We start from the raw sequence: 12,516 nt of genomic DNA, 5'->3' as shown, positions 1-12,516 counted from the left end.
TCATCCACATTCGCCCCTTTACTCATGGATATGGCATTGAGTACCGCTTTCGCGACATCTTCGGGCAGCACGAAACGGTCGGCAGGGATTGGGGTGCCCGACCAGGAATCGGTAAGGGTGGCACCGGGAAGCACGGCAGTAACTCGTATACCCGATGTCGCGAGTTCTTCCCTAAGAAGCCTGGTTAAACTCAGCAGGGCTGATTTTGTAATACTATAGGATGCAGAAGTAGTCAGCAATGATACACTTGCAATAGAACAAATATTAACGATATGCCCGGCCTTTCGTGTGATCATATCTCTCGCAAAAAATTTTGACAGGAAATGCGGGGTATGGACATTCACCTGCATCTGTTTTTCCAGCGCATCGGGTTTTTCGTCCATCAGATTGGAAGGCATAAAAAGGCCGGCATTATTCACCAAAAGATCGACGGTACCTAAATTACTCAGAGCAAAGCGTGCAAAATCTTCGACATCCGTTCGATCCCCCAGGTTACTAGTCCGACCGTGAAATTTCAGATCCGGATATAATCCTTTAAGCTCCGAAATCAGATTTTCGACATCGTCGGAATTTCTTGCACACAAAGCAAGGTTATAATTGTTAGCAGCAAGATGCATTACTAATGCTCTGCCGATTCCTTTAGTCGCACCTGTTACAATAGCGTTCATGGTCTAAAAATAGTAAAGAATAAAGAACAATGAATAAAGAATAAAGACTGTTCGTTTTACATTGGCAGTCTCGTCTAATAGCAAAATATTGTGGCAAGCATAAAGCCCTGGGCGTTCTGCGAATGGCTATCCGATTCGCGTCCTTGTTCTTTGCTCTTTGCTTAAAAAACTAGGGATATTTGTGACTGAAGTTCAATTTCGGCCGCCTGTATCTGTAGGGATGATATTTTTGTATTATTATTGTATAATCTTTTAAATTAAATCCATTCAAATGGTATTTCACCCTTTAGGTAAATATATATTATTATTAAAATCAGTTTTTCGTCGTCCCGAAAAATGGAATATCTACAGGAGAGAGATTTTCCATGAAATGAATGCTATTGGCGTCGGCTCTTTGGGCATTATCGCGATCATCTCTGTTTTCCTTGGAGCTGTAACCACGGTTCAAACCGCTTTTCAGCTGGTCAGCGATCTGATCCCTAAATCCGTAATCGGCGGGATTGTACGTGATTCATCAATCCTGGAATTAAGCCCAACCATTTCTGCCATCGTTCTCGCGGGTAAGGTGGGGTCCAGTGTTGCATCCCAAATTGGAACTATGCGTGTAACTGAACAGATTGACGCATTAGAAATTATGGGTATCAATTCACCCGGCTATCTCATCCTGCCAAAGATAATTGCCAGTGTAGTTACTATCCCTTTGCTGGTGATTATTTCAATTGGCCTGAGTATTTTCGGAGGTTATTTGGCTGGTACTGCTTCAGGTGCTGTAACCGCTCAGGATTTCATAACGGGTCTTACAACGGATTTTAATCCTTTCACCTTTACTGTATCGATGGTAAAAGCGGTAGTTTTTGCGTTTATTATCACTTCTGTATCGGCCTATCAAGGTTTTTACACAAGCGGCGGCGCATTGGAGGTAGGCCAGTCGAGTACAAAAGCGGTAGTTATTAGTTGTATTGCCATCCTCTTTTCTGATTACGTTATTGCCCAGTTGATGCTATGATAGAGGTTAAGAATATACATAAGACTTTCGGGGAAAACTATGTGCTGCGGGGAATATCCGCTGAGTTTAAGGAGGGGATGTGTAACCTGATCATCGGTGGCTCGGGATCTGGTAAAACCACGCTATTGAAGTGCATGGTAGGCCTCCATGAGCCGGATGAAGGTTCGGTTATTTACGATAAAAGGGATTTTACCCGGATGAACTTCGAGACTAGAATTGAAATCCGCACAGAAATAGGCATGCTTTTCCAGGGTTCTGCCCTTTTTGATTCGATGACAGTTGAGGAAAATATCATGTTTCCTCTGAATATGTTTACTGAGCAACCCAGGAAAGAAAAACTGGAAAGGGTAAATTTTTGTCTTGAGCGTGTAAACCTTGCGGATAAAAACGATTTGTATCCGGCAGAACTATCTGGTGGGATGAAAAAGCGTGTCGGTATTGCACGGGCTATAGCGATGAATCCTAAATATCTGTTTGTGGATGAACCCAATTCCGGGCTTGATCCAAAAACTTCTATTGTAATTGATGATCTGATCCTTGAACTTACTGAAGAATATAAGACAACAACCATTATCGTTACGCACGACATGAACTCGGTAATGGGCATCGGTGAAAATATCATATTTCTGCACGAAGGCCAGAAGTGGTGGGAAGGGTCCAATAAAGAAATCGGCGGTACGGACAATCAGGAACTAAATGATTTTGTTTTTGCAAGTAAGTTCATGAGGGCATTGCAGAAGAAAAAGTAATATTTAATAGCTGGCCATCAGATCCTTATCTGGCCGCTAACATTCAAATTAATGATTCAACTATTAACTCCCGCAAATTTCCCGGACTATGAGCTTATAGACTGCGGTGATTTTGAGAAATTGGAGCGCTTTGGAAATATTGTGCTTATCCGTCCGGAGCCCCAGGCTGTCTGGGCCAAAGGCCTCCCTGAAAAGGAATGGACCCGGCTGCATCATATTCGTTTTAAAGGCCGTTCTGCAACTTCTGGCGAATGGGTTAAAAAGGATCAGAAAACACCCGACAGGTGGCATATCAAATACCATAATGGTGATGTGATTTTGCAGTTTCGTTTAGCACTGACTTCCTTTAAACACCTGGGCATCTTTCCTGAGCAAGCAGTAAACTGGGATTATATCATCAAGTGCATAAAGGCCTTTAAAACTAAACAGCCTAAAGTGCTTAATCTATTCGCTTATACTGGAGGTGCATCGCTTGCTGCCCGGGCTGCCGGTGCAGAGACCACACACGTTGACTCCATAAAGCAAGTGGTCAGCTGGGCAAATGAAAACCAAACTTTGTCGGGCCTCGACAATATCCGCTGGACGGTGGAAGATGCGCTGAAATTTGTAAAGAGAGAAGTAAAAAGGGGGAAAAAATACCACGGCATCATCCTCGACCCCCCTGCTTACGGCCACGGGCCCAACGGTGAAAAGTGGAAGCTGGAAGATAATATACAGGAGATGATGCAGGATGTGGTAACCCTATTAGATGAAGAAGAGCACTTTCTGATCTTAAACACCTATTCACTCGGATTTTCATCGGTGATAGTTGATAACCTGATACGTTCTTCTTTCCCTAAAGTAGAAAATCTGGAGTCGGGAGAGCTTTATCTGCAGGCTACATCGGGATGCAAGTTACCATTGGGTGTCTTTGGTAAATTCTTTAAATCATCGAAAGGAAATTAAATTTAACTTGTTATTGAGGGGAATGTGAGGTAATTTGCCAATATAAATCCCCTTACTCGTTTATCGGTCGTTTTTCCGTTAAATGTGAAAAAACAGCATTCCTATGTGCTAAATGGGAGCTCAACAATAATTGTGAAATCGGTATGTGACCGGGAAATATGAAAAACAGAAAGATGAATTTAAAACAGATTACCTTAATTATTGGCGTCGCTATATGCGCAGGCCTGACGGGATGTTCAGAAAACGGCACAAAAGCTTCTGAAACAGCAGTGTCCAAAGATTCTATTAAAACAGAAGATGCGGAAGCTGAAAGTGAAATAAAAGCTACCTCCAGTGAGTACCCGCCTATTGATACCGCTCTATATAACAAGAAACTTAAGCAGCTGGCAAATGGCGATACCACCGGCCAGTGGCCTGTTAAAAATCAGCCCTACCCACTTCCGGGAGCTATCCTTCCGTTCAAAAGGGTGGTGACTTACTATGGCAACCTGTACTCAAAGAAAATGGGTGCATTAGGAGAATATGCTCCTAAGGAAATGCTTCGCATGTTATACGCTGAGGTTGCTAAATGGGAAAAAATCGATCCTTCGACACCAGTTCAGCCGGCATTGCATTATATCGCTGTGGTTGCAGCAGGCGATCCTGGTAAGGATGGCAAATACCGTAACCGGATGCCGGATAAACAAATTGACTCTGTTTTCAAAATTGCAGCGATGAAGAAGGATATGATCGTGTTTCTTGATATCCAGGTTGCCCTGAGTACCATTAAAGAAGAATTACCGCGACTTGAAAAATATCTTTTAAGACCAAATGTACACCTGGGAATTGACCCTGAATTTTCAATGAAAGGTGGTGTATTGCCTGGAAGGAAAATCGGGACATATGATGCATCAGAAATAAACTGGGTATCCGACTACCTGGCTAAATTGGTAAGGGATAATAACCTTCCTCCTAAAATATTTGTGATCCACCGTTTTACGGGTAAAATGGTTACCAACTCGAAAAACATCAAGTTAAGACCTGAAGTTCAGGTAGTCATGCACATGGATGGATGGGGCGAACCAGAATTAAAACAGGGAACCCATCGTTATTTTATTTTTAATGAGCCCGTGCAATTTACCGGATTCAAGATATTCTATAAGAATGATCTTAAGAAGGCTCCAAACCGTTTAATGACACCAGCGGAGTTAATGAAGTTGAAACCGCAGCCGAGTTACATACAATACCAATAGTTAGGTGAAAGGTGAGAGGTGAGAATGGAGACAACGTAAACGTATAACGTATAACTTTTTCAATGGAGCAAGCAACATTCGGTGGTGGCTGTTTCTGGTGTACAGAGGCAGTTTTCCAAAATTTAAGGGGAGTTACGAAGGTAGTCTCCGGTTATATGGGGGGCCATACAGAGAATCCAACCTATAAGGAAATCTGCAATGGAAATACAGGTCATGCGGAAATTATTCAGATAGAATATAATGAGCAGGAGATCAGTTTTGAGGACCTGCTGCTGGTCTTTTTTAAAACTCACGACCCTACCACGTTAAACCGTCAGGGTAATGACGCCGGTACGCAGTATCGTTCAGTTGTTTTTTATGAGACTCAAGAGCAAAAAACCGCTGCCGAGGGCATGATCGACAGGCTGGAAAAAGAAATGGTTTTCAACCGGCCCATAGTAACTGAAATAAGCCCGATCTCCAAATTCTATTCCGCAGAGGATTATCACCAAAACTACTATAATAACAACCCAGATCAGGGATACTGTGCTTATGTTATCCAGCCGAAGTTGGCGAAGTTCACGAAGGAGTTTGGGGGGAAACTGAAATAGGTGAAAGAGGAAAGGTGAAAGGTGAAATCTACCCACCTTTCACCTCTCACCTTTAAAATAGTCCCAGCTGCCCCTTATCATCAATATCCAAATCCTCAGGATTCGTTATCTCAAAATCGATTTTCTTAGCCTGTTTAGGTTCTTCTTTTGTATTAACCGATTGCTCAGGCTCCGGAGCTTCGATCTGCACAGGGGATTCTTCCGGGGCATCCAGTGCGGCTTCAGGCGGGGTTTCTTCTAATATTACCTGAGATACTTCCGACTCGCCGGATACCGGCGTAATTTCAGGCAAATCCGTTTCCTCAAGATCTATTGCCATAGAAGATACTGGAGTGGCCGTGTGAATGCCAGGCATTTCTGTTTCTTCCTCCTCCGTTATTGAATCAGCAGGCTGAGATATCAACACCTCCTCTGGTTCAAGTTCTGACGGTGTGATAAGTTCCACAGAGCGCACCTCGTGTGGTGAAAGTCGGTTACCCAGCGCCTTCATGCCTTTGACTTCTATCGTCTCGGCAAGGTCGAGCTCCAGGTTTTCGGAAACCTTTGTTTTCCCTTTTAATAACTCCAGATTCACTTTCGGCTTTTGAATGCCTGTTAGCAGTACTAATTTAGAACCGGCTTCCTCGCTGATAATGCTGGATTTCTTCCCAATAGAAGAGTTTTCGAAGACAAATCGTTTAAGATAATGGCTTCCTGACTTTCCTTCCAGGTAAATAGCCGTAAAGACCTTCTCAGGATTATATTTTTCAATCAGAAGAAGGTGATCATCGAAATGATTGCTTAAATCGAAACTGCTTAATTCATAAATACCGTTACGGTCGACGGTAAGGATTCGGTCATCTCCATCAAATTCGCCCAAATACTTACCGCGTGAGTCGACATTTAAGCGTTTGAGGATTTCATCATACCATATCTTACGCCCGGAAAGAGTAGACACACCTTTGCTCTTAAGCACCACCTTTTTCACAGGATATTTGGTTACGATATTCCCCATGGAACTCCGCCCTTTAATGACATGTTCAGCGAAATCGATATCAAACTGTAATTTCTTCAGCTTTGAATGAGGTTTCAACTGCACATTCACAATCTCAGCCTCCCCGTTTGGATTAGCAGTGAAATAAAGTGCTTTTGAACCCTTAGATCCCTTGGTAAGATCGTACTCTTTCTCACGGGTAACACCAAGGACAGAAAAGCGCTTAATGTAAGAAGTTCCGCTTTCTCCATCACGGTAAATCATATTATATACCGTACGTTCATCGTTCTTTTTAAAAACCTGTGCATGTACTATGCCTTTCCCGACAAAGGTTTTTTCAGCTACTTTGGACACATTAAATTTGCCATCTTCGCGGAATACAATGATTTCATCCAGATCAGAACAATCACAGATAAATTCGTCTTTCCGTAGCCCCGTTCCCACAAAGCCATCTTCACGGTTCATGTAAAGTTTAACGTTTGCCAGCGCCACTTTGGAGGCTTCCACCTTATCGAATTGCCTGATCTCGGTTTTGCGCTCCCTGCCAGGACCATATTTTTGTTTTAACTTTTCAAACCAGGCAATGGCATAATCGGTCAGGTGCCTGAGATACTTGTTAACCTCTTTAATATCGTTTTCCAAAGATTTGAGCTGCTCGTCCGATTTCTTTAAATCGAAACGGGTAATACTGCTCATCGGCTTATCTATAAGTTTTTTATAATCTTCCGGCAGGATAGGGCGATAGAACTGTGGAAAGAATGGCTCAAATAATTTATCGAGTACGTCAACTACGGTTTCAAAATTGCCAGAACTTTCATATTCAGGGTTCTTATACATGCCCTCCTGGATAAAGATCTTGAGAAGGGAGCTAAAAAATATCTTTTCTTTGAGATCCGCGAGCTTGATTTCCAGTTCCTGCCTTAGTAGTCCTTTGGTATGATGGGTGCTCTCGATAAGAATATCGTTCACACTCATAAAGTAGGGCTTGTCGCCCTTGATGATACACGTGTTTGGCGATATGGATACTTCGCAATCCGTAAAAGCGTACAAAGCATCAATCGTCACGTCGGGCGAAATACCCGGAGCAAGATGAATGATAATTTCTACGTTCTTCGCAGTATTATCTTCAATCTTTTTGATCTTGATCTTACCCTTGTCATTTGCTGAAATAACACTGTCGATAAGCCCGCCTGTTGTAGTGGTATACGGTATCTCGGTGATCGCTAAAGTCTTTTTATCTCTCTCAACGATCTTAGCCCGAACTCGGACTTTCCCGCCCCGCATTCCTTCACTGTAATTACTAAAATCGGCCATCCCCCCCATTTGAAAATCGGGAAGAAGATCGGGACGGTTTCCTTTAAGAACTTCGATCGAAGCATCAATCAGCTCCACAAAATTGTGAGGCATAATCTTGGTCGCCAAACCAACCGCAATCCCGTCGGCACCCTGAGCAAGCAGCAAAGGATATTTAACAGGAAGCGTTACCGGCTCTTTGTTTCGGCCGTCATAGCTCGAAGCCCATTCCGTGGTATCTGGATTAAAGACTACCTCCAAAGCAAATTTGGAAAGCCGGGCTTCAATATAACGCGGAGCGGCAGCTGAGTCACCGGTTATCGGATCACCCCAGTTACCCTGAGTATCGATGAGCAGGTTCTTCTGCCCGATCTGTACCATCGCGTCGCCTATGGATGCATCACCATGAGGGTGGTACTTCATCGTATTACCGATTACGTTAGCCGCTTTGTTGAAGCGCCCATCATCCATTTCCTTTAATGAGTGAAGGATGCGCCTTTGTACAGGTTTCAAACCATCATGAATGTGAGGTACGGCACGATCCAGAATTACATAGGATGCGTAATCTAAAAACCAGTTTTCATATAATCCAGACAGCGAGACGACATTATGAACAGCTCCCTCACCTGCAGGCGTAGTATCCTCACCTGAATTTTCTATTTCTTCACTCATATTTTTATAGGATGGTAAATATAAGTGATACTTGTAAATTGTGAGTAGGAAGTTTTACACAGGGGAATAGGATTGGGAAGAAATTGTCTGGAATAGGATTAGTAGGATAAAAAGATTAAAGGATTAGGATTCATAGGATGATAGGATTCATAGGATGCCAGGCGTGTAATTGCATAGAGCATAGGGGCCACTTATCCCCCGCTGGCAGGGGCAGGGAGTGGATTAATGATGGTAGGTCCAACCCCTTCCTCCCCTGGCTAAGCCGGGTTATGACAAATACAGCGATAGATCATTATAGAAGTGAAATGCGACATGCTGGTATGGATGATATTTCGGAAGTGGACTTAGATGGGGTGAATCCGACTATTGAAAGCAAGCTAAGCTATGATGACCTGATCAAACTGATACAGGCTCTGCCGCCCGCTTATCGCACGGTTTTCAACCTTTTTGCGATCGATGGCTTTACCCACGAAGAGATCGCTGAGCAGCTTGGGATATCGTCCGGAACATCAAAGTCCAACCTGTTTAAAGCAAGGAAGAAGTTGGTAGCAATGATAGATACTCAAAAACAAATGAACGACCGAATGGCGGGAGCCATTCATACCGACAATAATGAAAAACACAGATCCGAATTATACCGACAATTTCTTCAGGCAGGGTCTTAGTACTCCGCCGGTTTTCAGCCCTTCTGAAGAAAATTGGAAAGAAATGGAACGCCTGCTAAAGAAGAAAGCGAGGCGCCGTTTAATTCCCTGGACTTTCGCATTGTCCGGAGCTGCCGCGGCTATTCTAATCTTTATTTTCCTCTGGCCTGGCCTTGAAAAAATTGCTTCTGAAAAGCCTCAGGAACAAAAGGCTGGAACCACCGAAATCACATCTGAAAATAAAAAGCAGACCGAACGAAACGATGATGCACTTAACCCGCCAGGGGACTTCAGATCCCGCGGTGACGAACTAGCGAGTATCAGAACAAATCCTGTGGTAAAAGAAAACGTGTTGCCTGAAGGGAACTCTGACATAACAAGTTCTTCCAAAGGACTTTCGTCTGGAATTGTTGCATCTCTAAACACTGTCGCGGCAGATTTTAATGTTCTAAATGATGCGCGATTCTTAACTCTTCAACCCAGAATATCTGAAAATTTTGGCAAGGACCCTGTAATAGGTATACAAGCTCTTCCTTCCGAAACTTCAGCAGCTGGAACGAGTGATGAAGATGAGAAAATATCTTCTGGAAATGCGAGCAAATGGGCTTTAAACATGGCACTTTCGCCTGATGTCAACACAGTTAATAATATGGGCAAAGGCGATCTGGGGCTGAGCATGGGCCTGGGCCTAAGTTATAATGTCAAACCGGCTATAAGCCTTAGTACAGGGATTTATTATTCTCTAAAACAATATTCCGCAGATAAGACATCGTACAATGTCACTGAAAAGCCCTTTGCTACCTGGACGAGTTATGCCAAACAAATTGACGCCGATTGTCGGGTCATTGATATCCGGCTTAATTTAAACTTCCGCATCAGGAACAAATCAAACAACAAACTTTATGCATCGGCTGGGATTTCCTCCTATATAATGCTGTCTGAAAAATATGAATTCGTCTATAATCCTTCACCCGCATATCCAACAGGTCGGAGGGGATATACAGTCCGCGATGAAAATAAGCATATTCTTAATATCGTTAACCTCGCTGTAGCTTTAGAAAAACCGATAGGTAAGCAGGTAAGCCTCGTCATTCAACCGTACGCAAAGCTACCTCTCACTGGTATCGGAAAGGGGCAGACGGATCTTAAATCGGTGGGGATTGGGTTTGGGGTGAATTATTCGGTGAAGAAAAAATGAGTCAGTTCTTCCTTGTAAAAATAATCTCCACCCTCCTATTCGCCTGTCGTCCGCTGTCAGTGCTGTTATCAGCTGCGGGTTCAGTGAATGATTTGTGCTGAGCAGGAAGACTATTGATTCCGAGTATGCGGTTTACGGCTTCAATAACCGACTGGTTTCTTCTTTTTGAAAGTTCTACATTGTAAGCCATGCTTCCGATGCTGTCGGTATGACCAGTGATTCTGAAAGTATAGTATTCGCGCAGTTTCTGATAATTCGCCATGACTTCTCTCAATTTCGCCATTTCGGTACTGCTTATATCATATTTATCGAAGTCGAAATAAATTACGGCGTTTTCAAGTACGGGCACGGTTACAGGAGTTGTTCTTATAACTGAAGGCGTTTGGACGACTGTTGAAGGCGCTGGCGCTGTATTTACAGGCTGACTGGACGCTACTGCAGGCATTTGATTTTTATAGGCATCTGGAAGTATTTCTTCCAGCTTTTTTCCCTGCAATATCAGGTTTGGGTCGACAAGTTTAGTGAGGTCCGGGTAGTCCTGGAAAGCTGGCTGGCTAACATCTTTTTTAGAGGTAAGGCTCCGGTCTTCTATAAAAACGCCTGAATCGTAAATATTATCAGATACATCAGCCAACACGATTTTCAAATGGTATTTTTTATAGGGCGTGACATACATCTGAGCCACCATCTTTTTTGTAATACCGTCATAACGCAGGTTGCGGTACAGATTCTGATCCATTGTTTTTAGAAGCTCCGGATCCGGGGCAATAACAACTCTGTCGGCGCTGCCTGCATAGTTAGGCGATCCGAAAATTGAAGCTATCCCCCTTAATATCCTGCCCGGCAAGGTGCCGCGATAAGCCGTCTTTACTGGCTGCTGACGTTTAATGACGACTTGCTTATAAAGATTGTTGTCAATGAAAAATTCCTTATTCGCTTTGAAATTTATCGTATTGATACTCACAGGGACGTTCGTACCCGGCACAAGCGCTATATTTGTCGATCCAATTTCATCCGAAACAATAAAAGCGAAAATGTCATTATATGGTGAATCCACATATTCAGGATACTCATCAGACCCGAACTGATAGTTGAACTGGATACTATTATCCATTGGCACAAAATCGAATTCGATACTGCAAATGTCGTACAACTTCTCTTTTAACATCGGAGAGAGGTCTTTGTCGATTTCCGGAGTGAGCGCATTGCCAAAAGTCGAACTTTGATTGTGAGAATTATTATAACCAGAAACGTTATAGGCATTGCCAGTAGAAAGAACTAATCCTTTTGGAACCTGAAGCACATTAGGTGTGCTGGTAAATGATAAAGTTGAAAGCGGGTAACCTTTGGAGCTGATATTACCAATGACTACACCTTGCCCACTGAAATTTCTTTTGATCCAGTCATCCACTTTTATAGATGACACTCGTATCTGGGCGGTAGAGCATTCGCCCATGATCAGTATTACCAATATCAGGAGGAGCGCTTTATTCATTTTTTATATCAATTAAAGTGTTGAAAACTTCAATATACAATTTACGATTATTTTCCGAGTCTCGTTTCCGCAAAAGCAAAAGGGAGTAAACTTTTGATTCCGTTCATTTTTATTACAGGACCACTTATACAATAAAACAAAACGTCGATTGGACGGGATTGTTTTTTCTCGTACTCTACCATTACCTGGAGACAGGCCCCGCAGGACGTTACGGGTTCTGTGATCTGAAAATGATCTGTATGAGCTGTGATCGCCATGCTGACGATTTTATCATCCGGAAAAGCCGAACCAACCGTAAATAAAGCGACACGCTCGGCACACAAGCCTGAGGGGTAGGCTACATTTTCCTGGTTGCTGCCATAGACTATTTTTCCGCTTTGAAGCTTTACAGCGGCTCCAACACGAAATTGGGAGTATGGAGAATGTGATGTAGCCATCGCTTTTATGGCTTCATTGCAAAGCTCCTGATCGGGAGCATTTAATTCGTCGAAAGAGGAATATTCTTCGTAGGATATAGTAAGACTAGTTTTTGGCATGCTAAATTGTTAAACTTTCAGAGGTATGCTGTAAGGGTTAACAATATAAGAAATATTGCTTTCGCTTACTAATCTTCCAAAAGAACTTCTTTAGCAGGAACCTCTGGTGAGGATTCTTCTCCAAGAAAGTCGACCTCAACACGCAAGTTCTTGATAATGTGCTGCTGTCTGTCCGGGGTATTTTTCCCCATATAATATTCCAGAAGATTCTTAATTGGCTGTTCTTTGGATAAGATCACCGGGTCCAGGCGGATATCTTCACCGATAAATAGTCCAAACTCTTCAGGAGAGATTTCACCAAGCCCCTTGAAGCGCGTAATCTCAGGCTTATTCCCGAGTTTATGGATCGCACGCTGCCGCTCTTCATCGCTATAGCAGTAAATCGTTTCTTTTTTATTACGTACCCTGAACAGAGGGGTCTGAAGAATAGAGACATGTCCTGCTTTCACAAGGTCCGGGAAAAACTGCAGAAAGAATGTCATGAGCAGCAGGCGGATGTGCATACCGTCAACATC

11 protein-coding genes and 1 pseudogene are annotated in these 12,516 nt (G+C 43.1%); 7 read left to right on the top strand and 5 right to left on the bottom strand.

What is annotated here, in order from left to right:
- A partial coding sequence (locus WBJ10_RS08925; RefSeq protein WP_424289436.1) for an SDR family NAD(P)-dependent oxidoreductase occupies positions 1-668 on the bottom strand: 668 nt, incomplete at its 3' end.
- A 271-nt stretch (positions 669-939) separates the two neighbouring features.
- On the opposite strand from WBJ10_RS08925, the gene WBJ10_RS08920 reads away from it, so the two are divergent.
- The 5 genes from WBJ10_RS08920 to msrA all read left to right on the top strand — a co-directional run bounded on the left by WBJ10_RS08920 (position 940) and on the right by msrA (position 5,190).
- Positions 940-1,674, top strand: a complete 735-nt coding sequence (locus tag WBJ10_RS08920; protein WP_424289434.1) for an MlaE family ABC transporter permease — start codon at positions 940-942, stop codon at positions 1,672-1,674.
- The gene (locus tag WBJ10_RS08915; protein WP_424289432.1) at positions 1,671-2,423 is read left to right on the top strand and encodes an ABC transporter ATP-binding protein; all 753 of its coding nucleotides are present in this window, start codon (positions 1,671-1,673) and stop codon (positions 2,421-2,423) included. The genes WBJ10_RS08920 and WBJ10_RS08915 overlap by 4 nt, the downstream gene beginning before the upstream one ends.
- Before the next feature lie 51 nt (positions 2,424-2,474).
- On the top strand, positions 2,475-3,368 hold the full coding sequence (locus WBJ10_RS08910; RefSeq protein WP_424289430.1) for a class I SAM-dependent methyltransferase: 894 nt from the start codon (positions 2,475-2,477) through the stop codon (positions 3,366-3,368).
- A gap of 173 nt (positions 3,369-3,541) precedes the next feature.
- Positions 3,542-4,600, top strand: coding sequence for a hypothetical protein (locus WBJ10_RS08905; RefSeq protein WP_424289428.1), 1,059 nt, complete (start codon positions 3,542-3,544; stop codon positions 4,598-4,600).
- Positions 4,601-4,662: 62 nt separating this feature from the next.
- Positions 4,663-5,190, top strand: a complete 528-nt coding sequence (gene msrA / locus WBJ10_RS08900; protein WP_424289426.1) for a peptide-methionine (S)-S-oxide reductase MsrA — start codon at positions 4,663-4,665, stop codon at positions 5,188-5,190.
- Positions 5,191-5,242: 52 nt separating this feature from the next.
- Here msrA and WBJ10_RS08895 read toward each other — a convergent pair whose 3' ends face one another.
- Complete coding sequence (locus WBJ10_RS08895; protein ID WP_424289424.1) at positions 5,243-8,128, bottom strand: DNA gyrase/topoisomerase IV subunit A; 2,886 nt, start codon at positions 8,126-8,128, stop codon at positions 5,243-5,245.
- 137 nt (positions 8,129-8,265) lie between these two features.
- Here WBJ10_RS08895 and WBJ10_RS08890 point away from each other — a divergent pair, with 137 nt between their 5' ends.
- A complete protein-coding gene (locus WBJ10_RS08890; protein WP_424289422.1) occupies positions 8,266-8,793 on the top strand; it encodes an RNA polymerase sigma factor in 528 nt (175 codons plus the stop codon).
- Positions 8,741-9,970 (top strand): hypothetical protein, encoded by a 1,230-nt coding sequence (locus WBJ10_RS08885; protein WP_424289420.1) that lies wholly within the window; start codon positions 8,741-8,743, stop codon positions 9,968-9,970. Before WBJ10_RS08890 ends, WBJ10_RS08885 begins: the two co-directional genes overlap by 53 nt.
- Position 9,971: 1 nt before the next feature.
- Here WBJ10_RS08885 and WBJ10_RS08880 read toward each other — a convergent pair whose 3' ends face one another.
- From WBJ10_RS08880 to WBJ10_RS08870, 3 genes and pseudogenes are all read right to left on the bottom strand, one after another.
- Positions 9,972-11,465 (bottom strand): choice-of-anchor L domain-containing protein, encoded by a 1,494-nt coding sequence (locus WBJ10_RS08880; protein WP_424289418.1) that lies wholly within the window; start codon positions 11,463-11,465, stop codon positions 9,972-9,974.
- 47 nt (positions 11,466-11,512) lie between these two features.
- Entirely contained in the window at positions 11,513-12,001 is a 489-nt protein-coding gene (locus WBJ10_RS08875) for a cytidine deaminase (protein ID WP_424289416.1), read from the bottom strand.
- Between the two features lie 68 nt (positions 12,002-12,069).
- Positions 12,070-12,516, bottom strand: a pseudogene (locus WBJ10_RS08870) (type IIA DNA topoisomerase subunit B); the annotation flags it as partial.

The sequence above is a fragment of the Daejeonella sp. genome (genome assembly GCF_049655485.1).
In the GTDB taxonomy this organism is placed as follows: Bacteria; Bacteroidota; Bacteroidia; order Sphingobacteriales; family Sphingobacteriaceae; genus Daejeonella.
The sequence above is the reverse complement of the archived record's forward strand: the minus strand, read 5'-3'. Positions and strand labels throughout refer to the sequence as shown.